This window comes from Cardiobacterium valvarum (assembly GCF_900460955.1).
GTDB lineage: Bacteria > Pseudomonadota > Gammaproteobacteria > Cardiobacteriales > Cardiobacteriaceae > Cardiobacterium > Cardiobacterium valvarum.
On the sequence record NZ_UFUW01000001.1, the window covers coordinates 1,965,119 to 1,984,414 of the forward strand.

At 58.2% G+C, this 19,296-nt stretch carries 26 protein-coding genes; 4 read left to right on the plus strand and 22 right to left on the minus strand.

Going from position 1 to position 19,296, the window contains the following annotated elements; all coding sequences use genetic code 11:
• The first annotated feature begins 134 nt into the window (after positions 1 to 134).
• The 3 genes from DY250_RS09615 to DY250_RS13765 are packed head-to-tail and all read left to right on the plus strand — an operon-like array spanning position 135 to position 1,921.
• Entirely contained in the window at positions 135 to 599 is a 465-nt protein-coding gene (locus DY250_RS09615) for a helix-turn-helix domain-containing protein (RefSeq protein WP_115612106.1), read from the plus strand.
• The gene (locus DY250_RS09620) at positions 600 to 1,169 is read left to right on the plus strand and encodes a hypothetical protein (protein ID WP_115612107.1); all 570 of its coding nucleotides are present in this window, start codon (positions 600 to 602) and stop codon (positions 1,167 to 1,169) included.
• 2 nt (positions 1,170 to 1,171) lie between these two features.
• Entirely contained in the window at positions 1,172 to 1,921 is a 750-nt protein-coding gene (locus DY250_RS13765) for a hypothetical protein (protein ID WP_147293504.1), read from the plus strand.
• Here DY250_RS13765 and DY250_RS09630 read toward each other — a convergent pair whose 3' ends face one another.
• From DY250_RS09630 to DY250_RS09670, 9 genes are all read right to left on the minus strand, one after another.
• On the minus strand, positions 1,922 to 2,215 hold the full coding sequence (locus DY250_RS09630; RefSeq protein ID WP_115612819.1) for an addiction module antidote protein: 294 nt from the start codon (positions 2,213 to 2,215) through the stop codon (positions 1,922 to 1,924).
• A gap of 32 nt (positions 2,216 to 2,247) precedes the next feature.
• On the minus strand, positions 2,248 to 2,517 hold the full coding sequence (locus DY250_RS09635) for a Txe/YoeB family addiction module toxin (protein WP_115612108.1): 270 nt from the start codon (positions 2,515 to 2,517) through the stop codon (positions 2,248 to 2,250).
• Complete coding sequence (locus tag DY250_RS09640) at positions 2,510 to 2,764, minus strand: type II toxin-antitoxin system Phd/YefM family antitoxin (protein WP_115612109.1); 255 nt, start codon at positions 2,762 to 2,764, stop codon at positions 2,510 to 2,512. The genes DY250_RS09635 and DY250_RS09640 overlap by 8 nt, the downstream gene beginning before the upstream one ends.
• A gap of 62 nt (positions 2,765 to 2,826) precedes the next feature.
• The gene (locus DY250_RS09645) at positions 2,827 to 3,024 is read right to left on the minus strand and encodes a hypothetical protein (protein ID WP_245951097.1); all 198 of its coding nucleotides are present in this window, start codon (positions 3,022 to 3,024) and stop codon (positions 2,827 to 2,829) included.
• Between the two features lie 99 nt (positions 3,025 to 3,123).
• Positions 3,124 to 3,651 (minus strand): DUF4411 family protein, encoded by a 528-nt coding sequence (locus DY250_RS09650; protein WP_115612110.1) that lies wholly within the window; start codon positions 3,649 to 3,651, stop codon positions 3,124 to 3,126.
• A gap of 3 nt (positions 3,652 to 3,654) precedes the next feature.
• Entirely contained in the window at positions 3,655 to 4,779 is a 1,125-nt protein-coding gene (locus tag DY250_RS09655) for an ImmA/IrrE family metallo-endopeptidase (protein WP_115612111.1), read from the minus strand.
• A 75-nt stretch (positions 4,780 to 4,854) separates the two neighbouring features.
• On the minus strand, positions 4,855 to 5,829 hold the full coding sequence (locus DY250_RS09660; protein ID WP_115612112.1) for a contractile injection system protein, VgrG/Pvc8 family: 975 nt from the start codon (positions 5,827 to 5,829) through the stop codon (positions 4,855 to 4,857).
• Positions 5,829 to 6,263, minus strand: a complete 435-nt coding sequence (locus DY250_RS09665) for a phage tail protein (RefSeq protein ID WP_115612113.1) — start codon at positions 6,261 to 6,263, stop codon at positions 5,829 to 5,831. Before DY250_RS09665 ends, DY250_RS09660 begins: the two co-directional genes overlap by 1 nt.
• A gap of 9 nt (positions 6,264 to 6,272) precedes the next feature.
• Positions 6,273 to 8,903 (minus strand): phage tail tape measure protein, encoded by a 2,631-nt coding sequence (locus DY250_RS09670; protein WP_115612114.1) that lies wholly within the window; start codon positions 8,901 to 8,903, stop codon positions 6,273 to 6,275.
• A gap of 63 nt (positions 8,904 to 8,966) precedes the next feature.
• Here DY250_RS09670 and DY250_RS09675 point away from each other — a divergent pair, with 63 nt between their 5' ends.
• A complete protein-coding gene (locus DY250_RS09675; RefSeq protein ID WP_115612115.1) occupies positions 8,967 to 9,158 on the plus strand; it encodes a hypothetical protein in 192 nt (63 codons plus the stop codon).
• A 48-nt stretch (positions 9,159 to 9,206) separates the two neighbouring features.
• Here DY250_RS09675 and DY250_RS14945 read toward each other — a convergent pair whose 3' ends face one another.
• From DY250_RS14945 to DY250_RS09740, 13 genes are read right to left on the minus strand one after another with little or no spacing between them, the layout of a single operon-like run.
• Positions 9,207 to 9,362, minus strand: coding sequence for a GpE family phage tail protein (locus DY250_RS14945; protein ID WP_115612820.1), 156 nt, complete (start codon positions 9,360 to 9,362; stop codon positions 9,207 to 9,209).
• Positions 9,347 to 9,670 (minus strand): phage tail assembly protein, encoded by a 324-nt coding sequence (locus tag DY250_RS09685; protein ID WP_115612116.1) that lies wholly within the window; start codon positions 9,668 to 9,670, stop codon positions 9,347 to 9,349. The genes DY250_RS14945 and DY250_RS09685 overlap by 16 nt, the downstream gene beginning before the upstream one ends.
• 22 nt (positions 9,671 to 9,692) lie before the next feature.
• Positions 9,693 to 10,199: a phage major tail tube protein gene (locus DY250_RS09690; RefSeq protein WP_115612117.1), complete on the minus strand. Its 507-nt coding sequence runs from the start codon at positions 10,197 to 10,199 to the stop codon at positions 9,693 to 9,695.
• A gap of 9 nt (positions 10,200 to 10,208) precedes the next feature.
• Positions 10,209 to 11,393 (minus strand): phage tail sheath protein, encoded by a 1,185-nt coding sequence (locus tag DY250_RS09695; RefSeq protein WP_115612118.1) that lies wholly within the window; start codon positions 11,391 to 11,393, stop codon positions 10,209 to 10,211.
• Positions 11,390 to 11,905: a hypothetical protein gene (locus DY250_RS09700; protein WP_115612119.1), complete on the minus strand. Its 516-nt coding sequence runs from the start codon at positions 11,903 to 11,905 to the stop codon at positions 11,390 to 11,392. Before DY250_RS09700 ends, DY250_RS09695 begins: the two co-directional genes overlap by 4 nt.
• Positions 11,902 to 12,420 (minus strand): hypothetical protein, encoded by a 519-nt coding sequence (locus tag DY250_RS09705; RefSeq protein ID WP_115612120.1) that lies wholly within the window; start codon positions 12,418 to 12,420, stop codon positions 11,902 to 11,904. Before DY250_RS09705 ends, DY250_RS09700 begins: the two co-directional genes overlap by 4 nt.
• Positions 12,421 to 12,432: 12 nt before the next feature.
• Positions 12,433 to 13,656, minus strand: a complete 1,224-nt coding sequence (locus DY250_RS09710; RefSeq protein WP_245951098.1) for a hypothetical protein — start codon at positions 13,654 to 13,656, stop codon at positions 12,433 to 12,435.
• Positions 13,657 to 13,660: 4 nt separating this feature from the next.
• Positions 13,661 to 13,930 carry a hypothetical protein gene (locus DY250_RS09715; protein ID WP_115612121.1) on the minus strand — a complete coding sequence of 90 codons (270 nt, stop codon included), beginning with the start codon at positions 13,928 to 13,930 and terminating at the stop codon, positions 13,661 to 13,663.
• 11 nt (positions 13,931 to 13,941) lie between these two features.
• Complete coding sequence (locus tag DY250_RS09720) at positions 13,942 to 15,129, minus strand: virulence-associated protein (protein ID WP_115612122.1); 1,188 nt, start codon at positions 15,127 to 15,129, stop codon at positions 13,942 to 13,944.
• 2 nt (positions 15,130 to 15,131) lie between these two features.
• On the minus strand, positions 15,132 to 17,063 hold the full coding sequence (locus tag DY250_RS09725) for a DUF4815 domain-containing protein (RefSeq protein ID WP_115612123.1): 1,932 nt from the start codon (positions 17,061 to 17,063) through the stop codon (positions 15,132 to 15,134).
• 5 nt (positions 17,064 to 17,068) lie between these two features.
• Positions 17,069 to 17,551 carry a hypothetical protein gene (locus DY250_RS09730; RefSeq protein WP_115612124.1) on the minus strand — a complete coding sequence of 161 codons (483 nt, stop codon included), beginning with the start codon at positions 17,549 to 17,551 and terminating at the stop codon, positions 17,069 to 17,071.
• The gene (locus DY250_RS09735) at positions 17,551 to 18,432 is read right to left on the minus strand and encodes a phage tail protein (RefSeq protein ID WP_115612125.1); all 882 of its coding nucleotides are present in this window, start codon (positions 18,430 to 18,432) and stop codon (positions 17,551 to 17,553) included. Before DY250_RS09735 ends, DY250_RS09730 begins: the two co-directional genes overlap by 1 nt.
• Positions 18,432 to 19,277 carry a baseplate assembly protein gene (locus DY250_RS09740; RefSeq protein WP_172542321.1) on the minus strand — a complete coding sequence of 282 codons (846 nt, stop codon included), beginning with the start codon at positions 19,275 to 19,277 and terminating at the stop codon, positions 18,432 to 18,434. Before DY250_RS09740 ends, DY250_RS09735 begins: the two co-directional genes overlap by 1 nt.
• Between the last annotated feature and the right edge of the window lie 19 nt (positions 19,278 to 19,296).

Consider the following 19,296-nt stretch of genomic DNA (forward strand, 5'->3'; position numbering starts at 1 on the left):
TTGGGGGAATAGGGGAGCAACCGTAGTCGCCAAACTGTAGGGTTGCTCTCCGCCTTGTGTAGCTAAGCGCCTTGCTTAGCTTTGAGCTTACTATACGGCTACTTACGTAGCCTGTAAACAGGTATTAGCTAAAGATGCTTCAACTACATGAAAGATTAAGAAAAATAGTCGAGGCTTCAGGACTATCTCAAACCGCTTTTGCAGAGAAAATGGGTATCTCTCTCGCATCGCAAAAAAACTATGAAAAGGGGTTACGTTCGCCGGATAGTAAATATATCGAACGCCTACACTTGGCCGGCTACGATGCCATGTATGTCATAACCGGCGAAGCGAACACTATGCGTCTATCGCGCGAAGATAGCGAGTTGCTTGCCGTTTGGCACGCTGCCGATTTGGCTCGCAAAACAGCCGCGTATAACGCGCTGGTCGGCAACGTGCCGTTGCCGGGCGTAGAAATTAAAAAAGAGTATAAATTTGAGGGCGATTTTGCCGTTGGCGAAAATCACGGGGTAATTCTCAATAATGATGAGAAAAATAGTGGTAATAAAATTGGCAACATAACTGGCTCAATTATTGGGAACATCAAACAAGGAAAGTAAATGGAAAATAAAGACGAGGATGTTGAATTATATCTATACAATCAGATTGGCGATATTAAAGATAGTAGAATAAATAAAATTGAACAGGTTCTTAATATATCACCAAATATCCCTGATGATTTAAAAGAAGCGTTTGAGCTTTATCTTAACCTTATGAATGAGGATTTATTATGGAAAAAAGAGCAGCGTGCTCGGTTGCAAAAAATAGAAGAAATTACACGTAAAACTGAACTAGAAAACATAAAGAAAAAAATTCTTGCAGATAGAACCAATGTTTGGATGAAAGTAATTTTTTTATTTGAAATTACTTTGGTAATTTTATTCTATCTTTATAGAATATATCAAAAAACAAATGTTTTTAATGTTAAAAACTATATTAATATCCTTTGGCATGATTTTTTGTATTTAACAGGTAACCCTACGGTTGTAACAAGCTTTTTATTATACTCTATTGCTATATCAATATTATTTATCTTTATTGCTGCATTTTTTAGTAGAAGAATTGCATATCGTGCCGTTCATAGATTTGAAAGAAATGAGAAAATAAAAAACAGCAAAATACCAACATAAAAATGCTAAAGAAAATATTTCTAGGAATACTGATATTGTGGTCGCTATTTATCTTTGCCGGTTTTGCGACTTCGCCGCGTCAAGCGGAAGATGTTTCATTATTGCTGATAGTGGGTATTTTTCCTTGGGTCCCGACAACGTTAGTATTGTGGCAACAAAACGCACGTAGACGGCGCGTTCCGCCATCATCTGCGCCACCCGAACCCACAGGGATGAACGCCTCGGATTATGCCGATTTTTGCCAATTGGTGAGGATGACGTTAAGCGACAACGTCGTTGAGCAGGCGGAAGCTGAATATCTTTACCGCTATTTGCGCGAACATGATGGTTTGCAGGATAGTCGGGTGCGGCATATCGCTATTGTTCTCGCAGCAACGCTGGCAGATGGGCAACTGGACGAAGAAGAAGCAGAAGAATTGCGGGTGTTGCTGGGTGAGTTTCTTGACGCTGATTTGCCGTCTCCACCACGTCCACGACAAAGAAGCCGGGACCGCCGCAGACAAAATGCACCTCCGCCCGTTTCCGACAATCCCTACGGCATGATTCTGCCGGGCAATACTTACGATATTTCATATTGCGACAGCGGGGGCAACATTAGCGAGCGCCGTGTCTATGTGCGTGAAATCAGCCATAACCGGGCAGGTAATGAGATTGTCAAAGGGCGTTGTTTCTTAGTTGATGCAACTCGTAGCTTCCGCCGTGACCGCATTCTTTCAGCAGTAGATGTGGATACAGGCGAGGTCTGCGTCTGATTATGCCTGCGGCGTTGCCATCAGTTTGATATCCAGCGCTTTCATGACTTTACTGATGGTGGCAAAGCGTGGGTCGCTGCCCGGGCGCAATGCCTTGTAAAGTGCTTCGCGGCTCATGCCGCTTTTTTGCGCGATTTCCGTCATGCCGCGCGCGCGGGCAATAATGCCCAGCGCATGCGCCAGTTCGGCCGGGTCTTCATCATCCAGCGCCAATTGCAGATAAGCCGCGATGTCTTCCGCGTCGCGGAGTTGTTCGGCCATGTCGAAGGTGGGCAGGTCAGCGATACGGGTCATGCCAATCCTCCAAAGGTTTGCATCATCCATCGTCATTTGCCGTAATGATAGCGGCAGGAAATGACGGTCAGCGCGCGTTCGTCCACGGCGTAAACCAGGCGGTTGCTGTCGTCGATGCGGCGCGACCAGAATCCTGCCAGATTGGCCTTGAGTGCTTCGGGTTTGCCGATACCGGCAAAGGGCGTGCGCAGGGCATCTTTGATGAGCAGGTTGATGCGCTTCAGGGTCTTTTTATCCTGTGCCTGCCAGTAAAGGTAATCCTGCCAAGCCTCATCGGTGAAGGCGAGCAGGCGTTCAGTCATCAGCGAGTTCCTGCGGGGCGGCTTGGCCGCTTTGGTACTGGGCAATGGAGCGTTGCAGGTGGGCGGCGTTGGCGGGCGTTTTCAGCAGGTGCAGGGTTTCGGTCAGGCTGTTGTAGGTATCGAGCGACATCACCACGGCATCTTCGCCGTTGCGGCGGGTGATGAGGGTAATGTCGCGGTCGTTCGCCACCCGGTCAAGGACGTGTTTGAGGTTGTTGCGGGCGTCGCTGAAGGAAATGGTTTGCATGGTTTCTCCTGTACAGTTTGTCGTACAAGTATAGATGCGGGGCGGATGCCACGCAATGCGGCTCATCCTTCCATCTCCGCGCAACTGATTTGCACGGTGTAGCCGTTGTCGCCGAGGGTGTGCGTAATCTCCTTGATAAACCACCGCACCGCGTCAATCTGCGGTTTGAATCCCTCCACTTTGAGCGGCTGTTCAGCGAACAGCTCGGCGCGGCCAAACGCAAGGTTTAGCGAGAGGGCGCGGGTCTTGATGCGCTTCATTTCTGCCTCGGCGACTTTCTTTGCTTCGGCTTCGCTGTGTTGTAGGTGGGGCAGCTATCACCGCCTGCTTCAGCTTTTTTTGCGCCATGCATCTAATGGCTATTGCTGCAAGTGGTCTGTAACGCCATTATGATTGATGTCGAAGTTACCTTGGGCAATACTGGCAAGAAAAGGATAAAAAGGTACGACAGTTACACCGGCAGCCCTACAGGCATTGGGAATTTTGATACGCTTTTTGATATTTGGATCGTAAGTTTCATGCGTGATGATCCCCATACCCTCTCTTTTTGCGAGAGCAACCAGCCAAGCATCTGCTTTGTTGCCTTGTGCAAACTCATTTTTCGCCGCATCGGTATATTGTGCTTCTCCTACTGACCACCCGATAATGTTTGCATATTCCAGCTGCGCTTGCAGTTCATCGAGGAAAAATCCTTGCGGCAATTGTGCTATCCATGCCGACAGGTCGTCTTTTTTATTGTTGATTTCTTTTTCTACGGCCTGAATGCTGTAAACAAGACCTTGATGATGCAGTTCAACAAGCAGTTTCCAGAAATTGGCGCAAAAACGGTGCCGGTATTCAAGATTGGCGGATTGGATGAAAATATTGCTGTCCAACAAATAGCGCATACGTCATCCTTTGGCCAGATAGGTCATGACGTTTTCCGGCCGGGTGTTCAGCAGCCGGGCGCCATCACGCAGGAGGATACGTCTCTCCAGTGCCGCGCGGGCAACAATATCGGTTAAACGTCGGCTGTTGCGCACCGGAAGGGTTTTGTAAAAATCGCCCCCTCCCGTTGTTCCTTTCTTCAGGGGAGGGAGCTTTTTTCTCTGCTGCCATTGTCGGAAAGTCTCGGCACTGATTTTATCTTGCTCCAGCGCCTTGATGGCGACGACATATTCACTGACGCGAAATTCTTTGGCCAATGCAGCAAGATTCACATCTAAAGTTTCACGCTCTTGCCAATTTTCAAGGAATTCCGCTTTGGGCAATAAAAATTCTGCGGCTGCCTGATTGCAAAATCTTTCAGTACGGTTGTCACGCAATATGGTTGGTGCGGATACTGCGCTTTTCCCCAGCCATATATGCGCGGCTTCGTGCAATAGCGTAAACAATTGGGCGGCATGGGCATCATTAGTGTTGATGAATATTGCCGGTGTATAAGGGTCGGCTATGGCAAAACCGCGAAACATTTGTGGATCAAGCTTTCGCCGCGTAGCGTTTCCGACGATGCCATTTCTGAACACCAATATGCCCTGTTGTTCAAAAGCATGAACCAGATTACGCAGATATTCTTCTTTGCTGCCATTGCGAGCCACTCTCCCCAATGTGCCGCGAATATCGTTAACGACTGGCTGAATGCTGTCTTGCAGATTGAATTTTCCCACAAAAGGCAATCTCTCCTTCTCGCCCATCTCTTGCAAGTAATCTGCATACCAGTCCAACTTGCGGTGAATGTCCGCCAATGTGTCGAAGAAATCCACATTCAACGGGACGGCATCATGTGCCGTACGGAAGTCCGGAAATTCCGCGCCACGAGAGGCATGCGGAAGATCCGGGAGGTAGAGAAAACCAAAAGGGATTTCCAGCAGGTTTGCCAGCTTTTCCGCCTGCTTTCGGGTCATGATTCCTTGGGCAAATTTGTCCGCCTTTTTTTCTGTCACACCTATCCGTTCTGCCAATGCAGGAACATTCATGCGCAAGCGTTCGGCTGCGCTGGTGATGGTATTTTCCGGTAAGCGAATTTCAAAACCCATGGTAGAAAAAGTTGGACTGCAACAATCCGTCTTATTGTAGCTTTTTTTCGTGCCAAAAATGACGGTGTCCTTCCGCTAGCGGCCACTCATCTCCGCGCAGCTGATTTGCACGGTGTAGCCGTTATCCCCTAATGAGTGAGTGATTTCCTTGATAAACCAACGGATTTCGTCGATTTGTGGCTTGAATCCCTCGACTTTGAGCGGTTGTTCGGCGAATAGCTCTGCGCGGCCGAACGCAAGATTGAGCGAGAGTGTGCGGGCGCGGGTTTTGATGCGCTTCATTTCCGCCTCGGCTGCCTTCTTCGCCTCCGCCTCGCTGTTGTAAGTGTGTTTGAGGTGGCGGCGGTAGCCGTCTTTGCCGACTTCGGCTTTTTTGCGTTTGGCGCCCTTTTTGTCGTGCCAGTAGGCTATGACGCCGGTTACACGGTCGTCGCGGTCGGCGTCGTTGTAGCTGTGGCTGTCGCCGTCGCGGCGCTCGATGATGGCCGTGGGCAGCTCGTTGCCGCCGCTGTTTTTGCCGGAAGCGCGCACCGTGAATATGAGCCGGCCGTCCTTGACCGTGCCGACGGCGTCATGCTCCTGCGCCAGCCGGGTTACAAGGTGGGCGTCGCTCTCATTGGTCTGGTCAATATGCGGGATGGCAATACCGGCGAGGTCGGGCGCAACTGCCGGAATCAGTCCGTGGCGTTTGGCGATGGTACCGATGATGTCACCGAGGGTGGTGGCGTGGTAGCTGGTTTCGCGCTCCTCCAACAGCGTCTGGCGAAAATCCGCCGAGCGGGCGCGGATGGTGATGACGTCCGGCGGCCCTTGATGGCTGATTTCGTCGACGATGTACTCACCCCGGTTTTGCTCCATGCCCTTGTAACCGAATATGGCGGTGATTTTTTTGCCCTTGCTGGGCAATTCGACCATGCCGTCGCTGTCGTCGATGTCTATCGTCAGCTCGTCCACCTCCATGCCGCTTTTGTCGGCGACGGTGAGCGACAGCAGGCGGCCATAGAGTTCGAGTGGCTTGCCTTCGAGGATGAGCGTGTAAACCGGGGTCATCAGAACAGCCTCGTGATGAGTTGCAGCAGCGGCGACAACCGGCCGAACGGGGTGTGGCGGCCGTCGTAGCGTTTGAGCGTCAACGTAAATTCGATTTTCAGCGCCTGCCCGTCGGGCATGAGGACGCTGGATGTCTCGTTGAGGCTGTCGATGAGCCAGTAGCCCATGACCTCGCCGGTGCCGCGCATCAGCAGGTAGGGTTCGCCGCGTTCGGCCATTTCGCGCAGCATGGTTATGTTGGCCGGGCCGCCGGTGTATTCCGGGGCGAGGATGCCTGCGAGGGTGAGCTGGTCCTCTCCCCGACCGACGTATTGGTAGGCGGGCTCGCCGCCGGTACGATTATTGGCTGGCCAGCGCCATTGCGTCGCGCGCTGGATGGTATCGAGCGGCGCAGATTGCACCGCGAAAACGAACATTCCCAAACATATGAGCATGGTGGCCTCCTATGCCGGCACGGCATCAGTATCGTAAAAGGCGCTGCTGTTATTGCCTTGACGCCGTCGTTCGTTGGCCAACGCGCCGCGCACCTCTTTGCCGATTTGTGCCGCCAATGCCTTGTTGTCGCCGCCACCGCTGACGTTGATATTGACGGTGGTGTTGCTGTTGGAGGACAGGTTGTTGCGGGCGGCAACTGGCGCAGCGGGTTCCGTCGCCTTCGCGTTGTTCTTTTTGATTGCCTCAAAGACGCCGTTTTTCTTCAGGTTGTTATAGGCGTCGATGCTTTGGGAAATCTTTTGCGCGGGGTTGTTTCCTATTTTTTCGCCCAAACCGAGAAAGTCTTTCATGGCCTGTATCCCGCCATTTATTTCCTCGACCATCCATTGAATTTTGCCGACGACCCACTCAATGCCCTTGCTGAATGTGCTGACAAGTGCGTTATAGACGTCCCAGCCGAAAATCGCAGTAACGATGGTTTTGCCCGCCTCGATAACAAGCGACGCTAAATAACCGCCGAGGGTGGCGAAGAAGTTGAACACGCCCTCAAATGCCGCTTGAACGGCGCCGAGTATGCCCATCTCGCGGAAACCCTCGCGCACATTGTGCGCAGTCTCTTTGACGCTGTCCCAAATGATGCGGCCAATATCGGCGAAGAATTGGAGTACGCCTGCAAAGGCGCTTTTGATGGCGCCGGTGAAGGAAAAGTTTTTCCACCAGTTGGCCAGCGCTTCCATTCGGTCGGTTGCCCAGCCGACAATCTCATCCCAGTGCTTGTAGACGAGCCAAATCGCCGCACCGATGGCAGCAACGGCGAGCAAAATGGGATTGCTCATGAACAGCTGCGCCAGCCAGACAAAACCGCTGCGCAAACTGAAAAACAGTTTGCTGGTGGCGACCAGCGAGGCATTAATTCCGGCGAAGGCCAGCAATAACACTCCGCCGATGGCAGCCAGTCCGGCAAAGGCCGTGATGCCAATCATGACCCATTTGACCAGCGTCCTGTGTTCTTTGAGCCACGGTTGCAGTGTATCGCCCAAAAAATCTTGCGCGGTTTGCGCAAACCAAAGCAGGGATTCGCGCAGGGTTTCGCCAATCATGCCGGACAGCATCCCGGCGACGCCACCCAGTTGTTCAAAGGCGGCGGACAGGGTTGAGGTTTTTTCGGCAATACGCGCATTGGCGTCGGCTTGTTTGTCCATGTCGGCCAAAGCAGCGCGGTAACCTTCCAGCCCTTGTTGCGCCAACATCATTGCAGGGCGGCCTGCTTCTTCGCCAAACAGCTCTTTGGCGACCAGCAATGCGCTTTGTTCGCCGAATTTCTGCTGGATGGTGTTCAGTTTCTCCAGCTCGGCAATCATGGCTTCGGTGCCTTTGAATTTGCCGTTTTGGTCGTAAAAATCGAAGTCGATGCCTGCTTTTTTCATGATGTTGCCAGCCTCGGCTTTCATGCCTTTTTTGGCTTGGCGGATCATTTCGGGGCCTTTGGCCAAGCGTCCCAGCATCGCCGAGAAGTTGGTGCCAAACATGGAGCCTTCGAGGCCTTGCCGTGCGGCCATGCCCTGAATGGCGAGCAGTTTTTTGTAGTTGTCTTCGCCGGTGATGCCGAGCGAGTTTACCGTCGGTGCGTAGTATTTCATCGCCTCGGCCATATCCTCTTTTTTGAGACCAAAGGCAAAATAGGCGCGCTGCGTCATGTCGGCCGCCTTGTTGATGTCGTCCGGGTTGAGTCCGTGCGCCTCAATCATCCGCGCGGCAAAGGTGCCACCTTCCTCCTGTCCCATGTTCATCAGTACGGCCATTTCCGCAGCCGCTTTCAGGCCGCCGCCGCTCATGACCTCATCTTTTACGCCCTGCTCTTTTAACGCGCGGGCGAGGTTGATGAAATCTTGCGTGGTGCCGGGTAGGACGTTGCCGAGCTGGATGGCCTGTTTGTTGATTTCCTCAAACGCGCCATATGTGCCGTCGGCGCGCATCATCGTTACCTTGAGGTCGGTAGATGCCTGCTCCTGTTGCATATATTCGCGCACCGGCGAGGCGATGAGATGCCCGGCTCGCTGGGCGGTGTTGATGCCGACGTAACCGGCCATTGAGGCATTAGCCGCCGTTTGCAGGCGGCGCTCGTTGCGCTGGTGTCGCTCGGCAATGCGTTGCAGCCGTTGCGCCTGCCGTTCGAGTTCGGTGTTGGTGCGGCTCGCGTTGTTGCGCAGGCGCGCCTCCTCTTGTGCCAGCTGCCGCGTGTTGATACCGGCCTCGCGTAGGCGCTGCGTCAATTGCAGCAGGCGTTGCTGTTCGCGGTTTTGCACGTTTTCCAGCCGCGCCAGATCGCGGCTGGCGCGATCAAACTGGCTCGCAAGCTCTCGCCAGCGTTGCGCCCCGTGCCGCAGCCCGCCCATTTGTTGCTGTAGCCGCTGCATCCGGTTGCGCATCCGCTCGATGTTGTCGGCAGTCTGCCGCATGGACTCTTGTTGGCGGCGGTACGCCTCAACATTGCGCAGCTGGTCGTTCAGGCGGCGCAGGGCATTGCGGTTTTGGTCGAATGTCCGCATCAGGCGGCTGTTGGCCGCGCCGATGTTGCGGAATGTGCGGCTCATTTCGTCAAGCGCACGCAGACGCACCTGCAAATTCAAATCAGCCATAAATATTTACCTTTTCAGTGGGTTATTGTATGATGGGGACAGGTAAAACACGGGAGGTCAATCATGGATCAGGTTATTTTGTCGTTCGTTGTATGGACGGTGGTCATTTTGGTTTCTGCCGCATTCCTTAAAGGGCTGGGCAATTTCCTCTTTGAGGAAATCGTCGAGCCGTACCAGTTGTGGCGCGCCGAGGCCAAGGCACGCCGCGAACGCATCAAGGCCGAGCGTGAGTGGCAGGCGTCCCGTACCAGATAATTTTTCATGTGTTCTTCCTTGCTTGTGCCGCCCTTCTGGGCGGCTTTTTCATGCCTGTTGCTGCGCCTGCCGGTTACGTTCGATAGCGACGGCGTGCCAGCGCAGCAACTCGGCGAGGCTCATGCGGTCGAGTTCGCTCGGCGGCCAACCGCCGCCGAATACGATATTGATGTCTGCCCATGCGTCCTCTACGCTGCGGGGGATGGCTTTCCCGCTGCCTCGCCGACTTCGTCATCAAGGGCGAACATTTCGGCGACCAGAATCATCGCGCGGGCAAAGTCGCGCAGGGCGAGCTTGTTGGCTTCCGCCGCGGTCAGCGCCGGGGTGGTGATGCGCGGCAGCAGTTTAATCACGGCCTCGGCGTCTCCTTGGGTCAGATCGAACAGGCGGATGCCGCGCAGCTCACCCGCGCTTGGCTCGCGCAGGGTGATTTCATGGACGGGTTTGTCGTCGCGGGTGATGGGGGTTTTCAGTTTGAGGACGCGCGGTTTGACGGCTTCGTTTTCTTTCATGGTTTGCTCCTATGTGTCAGGGTTACTGTTTGAGATTGGCGCGGCGCTTTTCCAACAGGTCGCGGCCATTGACGATGTAGATGTTGTTGGGGAAATCGATATCGAACAGGGTGCGGCCGTCAATCGAATATTTGAAGGTGGCGAGGGAGACGGTGTACTTCGTTTTCTGCAGCTCGCCGGGTTTTGAGCTGCCGAAGTCGATTTCTTTCATGCGGCCGGTCATCACGGCCTCAATTCCGTGGCCGTCGCAGTTCATTTCGCTTTCGGCCGATGCATTGATGCGGAATTTGACGCCTGCCAAACCGCAGGCGCCGTAGGCGGCGATCATTTCGCTGGTCTGCTCGCTGGCCTCAAAGGTCAGCTCCATCGCTTCTTGGCCAAGGTCGAGCATTACCGGGCCGAGCATCCCACCCGCGCGGTATTCTTCGGCTTTGCGGGCGACTTTCGGCCACTCGACGTTGTCGATGATGCCTGCATAGCCCTGCCCCTCGACGGACAGGATGGCGTCTTTGATGATCTTGGGTAGCATGATGACTCCTTAGTTGGCGGCTTCGACGCGGCGGGCGAAGTCGATGAGGTAGATGTCGGTAATGGATTGCCGCAGGTTGAGGTTTTCCAGAGGCGGAACCGGCGTGAAGTTGTAGCTGATGGCGAGCTTGCCCTCTTTGAGGGTGTCTTTGCTGTTGACTTTGTCGTCGTACCAAGCCTCACCGCCGAGCAGATAGCCGCCGCTGGTGAGTGTGCGCAGCTCGGCATTGATGCCCGCAATGATGTCGCTGGCCAAGCCGGGCGATAGCGGTTTGTCGATTGCCCACAGGTGGCCGCGTGCCACCGTTTCGGCGATGACTTGCGCGGTGCGGGTGTAGGATTCAAAGGCAAACAGCGGGTCATCCGAGCAGGTGCGGCTGCCCCAAATGCGGAAGCCCTGCTCGCGGACCAGCGTGCTGACCTCCTTGCTGTTGAGGTAGTTGGCGTCCGTGGCGGTCGAGGTGATGTCAAAGCCAATATCCACGGTGAGGCCGGTCACGCCGTCCACGGCGATGTTGGAGATGGTCTTGTGCCAACCGACCTCGTGGTCGAGTTTGGCGCGCAGGCCGAGGGCGACGGCGGTGGCGTGGATGGTGTTGGTTTTCTTCGCCGTCTCGTCGAAACCGGTGAAATCCGGCCAAATCAACATGAGTTCGCGTGCGCTGAAGTTGGCGCGGTAGGCAACCGCCTCCTCTTTGGTGGTGCCGATGGCGCGCGCATAGACAAAGCCGCGTATTTTCTTGGCGATGTCCACCAGCTCGGTCGTAACCGCCTGGCTATCCAGCCCCGGCGCGCCGAGGATGCGCGGCACGACGCCCAGTTCGGCATTGGCAGCGAGCAGCGCCTTCGCGCCGCTGTAGCGGCCGTTCTCAAACGCGCCGATGGTCTTGGCGTCTTGGTCAGCGCCGTTGTCGTTTTTCTCTTTTGAGGTGGGGACGCGGACGACGACGGTCAGCGCATTGGTCTGCTTGTAGATGGCAGACAACGCCGGAGCGAGCGTACCTTTCGTACCAGCCTTGCCGATGGCGTCGGGCAGATTGCTGATGAGGACGGGGCGGTTTTCGGGGAATGTAGCCGCGTCGGCATCTTCGCCGGTGGCGACCAAGCCAATGACGGCGGTCGAGGCGGTACGCAGCGGGCGGCTGCCGTTGTTGATTTCGATGACGCGGACGCCATGTAAATACTCTGTGCTCATGTGCTTACTCCATAAAGGTGCTGATAGATATCTTGAGGGGATTGTTTGGCGGGGTTATCCATGCCGAGGACGGTGGCGACAAACTCGCTGCAAAACCAGCGCGCCTCGGATTGGCGTAGCCACGGGAAAACAAAGCGCAGGACGCCGAGCCAGTCGTAACGCTGCCCCTGATGGCGGCGCAGCCAGTCGCTGACCGTATCGGCGGGCAAGGTGCGCAGGGCGCGGTCGTAATGTTCGGGATTGCGCAGGTATTCGGGGTCGATGGCGGGTAATAAGTCCCAGCGGTCGCCGGGCAACGCCATGAATTTGCCGCGCACGCCGCCATCGCGGACCGATGCCGACACACAGAAATAGACGCCGGGGCGGGTGGTGTCCGGGATGGCCAGCTCGCAATGTGAGTAGGGCGAGCGGGTAATCAGGCGGATGGCACCGTCAAAGAGGTATTTGACGCGCTCGCGCAGCGATGCGCCGGGGCGCGGGCGGCCCTTGTAAAAGGCGACGTAAACGCTCATTTGTCCTCCTGTGCGGCGGGCATCATTGGCATCATCGGCGGACGGTAAGCAACGGCGATGGCATCCAGCGCGGCGAGGGTGTCGGCGGCGCGGATTTGGTCTTCCAACGCCTGCCGCTGTCCAGCGACGCTGGCGGTGAGCGCGGTGTAGGCGTTGCTTTTGGCGAGTGCTTTGGCGCGCAGGTCGTCCAGCGGTACCCCACGCGCGCGGGCGATGCCTGCCAGTATCGGCGTGGATGCCTGCTTGTCCGCTGCCCACGCCTGCGCCTCCAAAGCTTGCGCCGCCCATGAGTCGCGCTCGAATTGCGGCACACCGTCGAGTCCAGCTACGCGCTCGATAAATGCCTGCGCGGCCTCGGCGGCTGCGTGCAATTTGGCGGTTTTGGCAGCGGCAAGCGCTGCCTGCGGGTTGGGGTGGTAATCGTCTTTGGCAATCAGGCGCAAGCCTTCGGCGGGGGTGAAGAGGTCGAGGGATTCGCCGCAGATTTCGCCAGCCGAGTTGAGTATGTAGTACATGGTGCGGTCTCCTTATGCCGGCGCCCACAATTCGGCGTAAGCGTAGCCGTCGCCAGTTTCGGTAAAAGTCGCGCCATTGAAGCTGATACCATCCACGCTGGCCATAGTGGTCGGGGTTCTTGTGGACGCAGCGCGCGCCGCTTCACCCCCTCCGGGGTGGGTCATGATGCTGCCTGACCCGGTGGGTGCGTTGTAATAGCCGAGACAAGCGAACACAAATCCTAACGGGGCAGCAACTGTCGGGTTGAGTTGGTTAACGTGGTCATGTGCCTGTGAGCGCTGTTTGACCCAGCCGGAGCCGGATGCGCTGACAGTTTGGTAGGCAGCGGCGCGCGCCGCCTGAAATACCGTATTGGATGCCATCAGCGCCGTGCGGAAATCGTTGGTTTTTAGCACGGTTTTCAGGGCAGCGGTAACAGAAGCTACTGCCGTCATCGCGGTTTGGCTGGCGGCGACTGCCGTCATGGCCGTCTGCGACGCAGCGACTGCCGTCATGGCCGTCTGCGACGCAGCGACTGCCGTCATCGCGGTTTGGCTGGCGGCGACTGCCGTCATCGCCACCTCGGAATCCACCCAAACACGGCGGGCGGTAGCCGATGCGATCAATGGTTGCATGGCGTTGTCAGATGCGACGACCGCTGCCAGCGCCGCCGGTGTGTCGATGATGTACTGGGTAAGTTCCGCCGATTTCACCAGCACCGCCATGCCTTCGCGGTGTTGCGGCCAGATGTCCCACAGGGCAGGCGCGTTTTTCCACAGCGCCAGCGCTTCCTCGCGGGTAAGGATGGCGGTCGCAGCGGTCACACTTTGTGCGATGTAGCCCAGCGCCAAACGGTTGCCCAGGCACTTGTTGAGGATGTCGGGTTGTCCTGCGAGCCAGGCGGCAGCTTCTTCGTTGGCGAGCGCGGCCTTGAAGGCTTCGGCGTTGTCGGTAAACCAGATGTCGCGGTTAATGGATGCTGCCATTTCCTGCATTAACCGTTGGAAGAGCGGCGCAGCGCCGGTGAACTGGTTGGCGAAGTGCTGCAAGACGCTGTATGGCACGTCGTCGCGGGTGATTTCAGCGGCGGTAAAGCGGCGGTTGATTTCGGCAGCAAGTGTGTTCGGGAAGCTCTCCAATGCTTTCGGCTGGGCGCGGTGCAAAAGACACAGCTCAATCAGGCGGTCGCTGTCGAGGGTGGCAAGGTCAACGCCGAGTTTGGCGGCGATGGCGGTTTTTTGTTCGGGGGTCATCATAGTTTTATAGTCCGGCAAGGGCGAGGGTGCGCAACTTCTTCAGCTGCGCGTCGGTATTTTCTTTTTCGGCGGCGCGCGCCTGCGCTTCGGCGGTAATGGCATTTTCCCGTGCGGTGGTTTCGACAGCCGTGGCCTCGGCTGCCTCTTGTGCCGCCTCGTAGATGGCGCGGTCTGCCGCTGTCAGGCTTTCGCGCAGACGGTCAACGTCTTCGGAAAGCAGGTTTTCACGGTGCGGCAAGGGGAATTTGTAATGGGCAGTCTGGTCGTTGGCCATGTTGTTGCTCCTTAGGTTGTAACCATGCGCAGGGCGCGGGCGCGCGGGCGGGCGCTGATGTTGCCGGAGAGGGTGATGCGGCAACGCACGGTGTCGCCGCCGCTGATGGTCTGTTTGTACTCGTTGCGCACCCAGCCGTCGCCGAGCGGCTCGCCGTTTTCCGGGGTGCAGGATTTCCACGCGCCGTCAATTTCGAGTTCCACGGTCAGGGCGCTGCCGCTGGGGGTGTTGCTTTCCAATGTAACAATGGCCTGCCCGCTGCCCGCAACCACGGCGCGGCTGATGTAGGTCGCGGTTTCCTGCAAGTCGCCAAGTGCCAGCAGTGCGCCGGGGTACAGCACCGGCGAGCGGGTTTTGCTGCCGCGCAGGGTAACTTTGGCAGTCATGTCGCCGTCGGTGCGCACGTCCATCCGCCCGGTCTGTTTGTCTTGCAGTGCGTAGCGGCGGTCATCGGCGGTGAAGGTGAAGCTGACATCGGTCTCGGTGCCGGGGCGTTCGACGTCCGCCATCAGGTAGAGGTCGGAAGTGTTGTGCGCGGTTTGCGTTTTCAGCTCGGTAGTGTGTTCCGTCGCGGTGAACTCGGCGGCGTAGAGGCGGAAAGCGAGGTCGGCGTTGTTGTGCGGTGTCCATGTTGAGGCGTTGGACGATGACAGCAGCACGCCAACGCTGTAACCCTGCTCGGTAACGTAGCGCTGCGCGCGGCGGTCGTACTGGCCGACTTCGGCGATGGCGAGGCTGTGTTTGTTGTCGTCGGTGAGGATGACGATGGCAAACTCTTGCAGCGCCTCGATGTAGAGGGGTGTCGCAAAATCGACGACGGTCTCCTCGCCGTTGCCCCTGATTTGCGCGGCGGTGATACGCGCCTCGGCCAGTACTGCGCCGGTCGGCAGGCCGGTGGCCGTTTCGCGGATTTGCACGGTAACGGGCTTGTCGCCGATGTCCTCAAACCACAGGCCGACGGCGGCGATGTGCCGCCCTTCGGTGAGGAGTGTTATGGTCTGCGCCAGCGGGTCATAACGGGTTACGGTGATGACGCGGCGGCGTTCTTCGAGGGTGATTTCGCCGCGCCCGGTGAACTGGGCGAGGCCACGGCTGCCGCGCTCGCCGATGATTTCGACGCTTTTGACGCCTGCCGGGATGTTGGCCGGGATGGTGAATTTGCCACGGGCGATACCGCTGTGGTCTGCATTGATGCTCATGGTTATGCCGCCTCCACGGCCAGTTCGATGCCGTCAAAGATGACCCGGCGGATTTCTTCGTCCGGGCGGAATCCTTCGGCGCGGAAGGTGATGCTGATGGGGCGCAGGTGTTCGGCCTTGCGTGTGCCGACGGTGCGCCGCTCGATGCTTTCGCTGGTGCGCCGCGCGCCGCCGCTGCCCATGATGCGGGTAACGTCCGCGCCGTTGACGGTCTCGGTCAGCGTCCAGTAATCCACCGGCGGCGTCAGGGTTACGGTCGCCGGAATCGGGTCAAAGGCGGAATACGGGTTAATCCGCATATGGCCGGTGCGCGCGGTTTGCTCGACCAATACGACTTTTTTGAATGGCAGGGTGAGCGGCGCGGTGGTATCGGACAACGGTGCGACGTCGGCGCGGATGGGGAGCATCAGCTCGCCGTCCACAATTGCCGCCGTTTGGCTTTGGCCGAGGTCGCGCATGGCGTCATCGAGGAAGGGATCGACGAAGACGCCGCGCGTCGCCGCCGGGGCGGTGGCAATGGCTTTGGTTTGCAGCTTGAGGGTGGCAACGAGGTCGTAGAGGTCAAAGATGTCGCCTCTCATATCCTGCAACGTCCCCATGCTGACGGCGACGATGGCGGTAATGCGCACACGGGTCGGCGCATCCCTGAACCATGTGTGGTGCATCTGTGCCAGCTCCAGTTGGCCGGTGGTCGCGGGCGGCGCTTTCGGGTTCGCGCGGCGCGGCATCCCCTTGATGCGGGTCAGGTTGCCCTTGCGGTCAAGGGTGAGCGTGTCGGTGCGCGGTAGCCGCGTTTGGTAATCCACCTGCACCAATGAGCCGGGGACGGCGTTTTCCACGGTAAAGCCACGTTCGTCGAGGTCAATCGGCTCGACCTGCACGATGTGGCGGTAGGTAACGCTGTAACTGCTACCGGGCGCAGGCTCGGCACCGGCGGGCGACCAGTCCACTTGTCCGGCGTTCAGCACGTAATCCTTCGTCTGCTTGTAGGTGGTGCCGCCCTGTTTGACGGCGACGATTTCAATCACCGCCGGGTCGGGCAGGGCATCGGCAACCCCGGCATAGCTGCCGTGCAGCACGGTCGCCGTCTTTTCACGGTGGATGGACAGTTTGCGCACATCGTGGATGGGCGCGCGGTCAACGTTGATGCGCATTTTCCCCGTGCCGTTGTCGGTGTACTGGTGCGGCTCGGTTTGGATGAGTTGCAGGTCGGGGTCAAAGGGGTAGCGCAGGCGCAGGGCGGTGGCCAGCTCGATTTCATGACCATAGACGTGCGCCTTGCCCTCTTGCAATGAGTAGGTTTCTTCGCTGCCGTTGCTCTCCACCCAAACCAGCCGCAGCCCGTTGATGACGTAATGCCCGCCGTTGTTGTCGCGGTCGTAGCGGGCAAGGGCGGCGGCGAAGCCGGAAAGGTCGGGCGGCGCGCTCTTGATTTTGAGGTGGCCGTCCTCAACGTCATAGACGCGGTAGAAATTGCCGGTGCCGCCGTCGGTGGACAAGCCCCAAACGGCGCTGACGCGCAGCCGTGCCGCCCCCGGCTCGTCGTAGTTGCGCGTGCCTTCGCAGGGGTCGCGCAGCGTCGGGTCTTCCAGTTCGGTAACAACGGTTTCAGTCAACCACACGCCGATTTCCACCGCGCCCGTAACCGGGATGGTGAGTTTGCGCTCGGCAACATCGCGTACGCGGCCGCGCAGGTAGATGGCGGCAGCGGCGCAGGTGGTCGCGCCGGTATCGGGGTTGATGACGACCGCGCCGCCGGAGAGGACAGCGCCGTCGCTGGTGATAAGGTCGCCAATGCGCTTGATGGTGTCAAAGGCCATCGCCTGCATTTCGTTCAGTTCGGGCGATTGCAGCCCCAACCCGGCGCGGTAGAGGATGAGTTCTTCGCGCGTGGTGTCGCGGCGGTAGTAGTTGGCAAGATTGATATTGGACATGGTGGTCAGAAGGTAATGACAAAATCGAAGGTCTGCCGTGCGCCGACGCCGCGCCTGATGGCGGTAATGTAGTCAATGGCGAGCAGCGTGCCGGGGCTTTGCAGGTCGGCGGGCAAAAAGTAGGTTTGCCCGGCGGGGCGGTTGGGCAGGATTTGCGTATTGACGAAGACGCCCAGCTCGCGGATGGTCTCGCCGAGGCCGTCGTTAAAATCAAACTCGGTGCGTAGGTAAAGGTTGGCAGTCGGCGTGTCACTACGGGCAAAGCGCGCGCCCAGCATGACGATGTCGCCGTCGTCCTGCGGTTTGCAGTAGTGGACGGCGTTTACTTTGCGCCGGGCGATTTCGTCGGTGAGGGAGAGCGCGCTGCGTGGCTCGCGCGGGGTGTTGGTATCCCAATCGGCAAGCCCGCGACCCCAGGCAAGATGCAGGGTGCTGGCCTTGATGGCGGTGGCGAGCGCGACGCGCCCGCTGGTGGTGAGGATGGCCATTAGTCGGGCTCCTTACAGTTGCTGATGATGGCGTTGGTGTTGGTCCAGTTGCTGCGCGGCCACGGCTGGTCTGCCCATACCTGCCCGTAGTACACCGCGACGCCACGCGGGTTACCTGCGGCAGATAGTGCGGTGTAAATCTCAAAGGGCAGCGGCAGGTCATCGAGATAGAGGACGTGGCTCTCGCGGCTGACGGCATGACTGGCGACGGTGATGATGACCACCGCCCACGCTTCGCTTTCTTCGCGGATGGCGCGGGAGGCATGGCGCTGGCGGAAAGAGATTTTCGGGTCGCTGCCCGGAGGCAGGCAGGGCAATTCGGTGCGGCCGATGCGGATGCCGGAGTCGTCATCGAGCAGGTCGCAATCGAGCGGGCTGTGATCAAGTTTGAAGACGCCCCGGTCATAGCCATACACCAGCCGCCACAGGCGGGAGCGCACCGGCTGCGACAGCAGGGCAAGGCGGACCAGCAGGCAGATTTGTTCGGGGGTGAGGACGCCGTGCGGGTGCAGGTCGTACTCGGCAAAATGGCGGTGCGGCTGATAAGCCGCGCCGGGGTCATTGCGCTCGACAGATGGCCCGGACTCCATGATGTCGGCATCGAGGCCAACCCACCCAAAGGCGAGGTGCAGCGATTGCGGGGTGCCGCGGCAACGGCTCCAGCGGATGCCCTCGCGGATGAGCCGCCGTTTGTCGTCAAAGTAGGGGGTGATTTCGCCGAGTGCGTATTCGTAGATGAGCGCATCGAGCCAGTTGTCGGGCGGGTCGAATTTGCGCCCACGGATGGCGGCATCGTCGTCCAGCTCAAGGATGCCCGCGCCAATCTGCGCCAGCGCCTGTTCGAGCGCGGTGCTGTTGGGCGGCAACAGATCGGTACGCATCAGTAATCCCGTCCGCCGAGGGTGAGTTTGACCGCGCCGATGGCTGCCGCCTCGTCAGCTGCGATGACCACGTCTTGCGCCGGGGTAGTGAGGACAACCCGTTGCACGCCGTCTGCGTGCAGGGTGCGGATGAGCCAGCTGCGGGTGAGGTCGCGACCCAAACCGAGCTGGGTACCGACGGCGGTGCGCAAGGTATCGGGCAGGGTGTGGATGAGGTCGGCGTTGCCGTCGGGCAATAGCCAAATCGTCGCAGCGACGTCAATGGTTTTGACGGTGGCGGCGCGGATGTCCAGCGTATCGGTGAGGACGCGGATGTCGTTGCGGTTGAGGTAATCACGGGTACGGGCGAGCAGGTCGGTATCCACCGTGCCGCTGTGGCTGGTGATGCTGATACGGACCAAGCCGGGGCGCGGGCTGTCCACATGGGCGTCGCGGATGGCGGGGTCGGCAGAGAGGGCGTGCCAGCGGTAATGCGCGGCGGGGCCAGCGGTGGATGCGCCACGGATACGCTCGCGGATGCGCGCGCGGAATGCCTCGTCGCTCTCGTCCGCGCGGCGCTCCAAACCGTAAAAATCGGCGAGGCGGTCGAGGTCGCGGTCGCGAGCGAAGACGAGCAGGTTGCTCGCGGCGGCGTCATTGATGCGTGCGCGCAACAGCAGTTCGAGGTAGGCGTTTTCTTCGAGGAGTTTGGTGACGGGTGAGGATTCGAGGGCGAGGGTATCGCGCCACGCCTGTTGCTGGTCTTGTGGCCAGCGCGCAACGAATGCCGCCTTGCGGCGGGTGAGGATGGTTTCGTAATCGAGGGCTTCGATGACGTTGGGGATTTCGGGGGTTGCTGCGCTCATGCCCGCATTGTCGCAACGG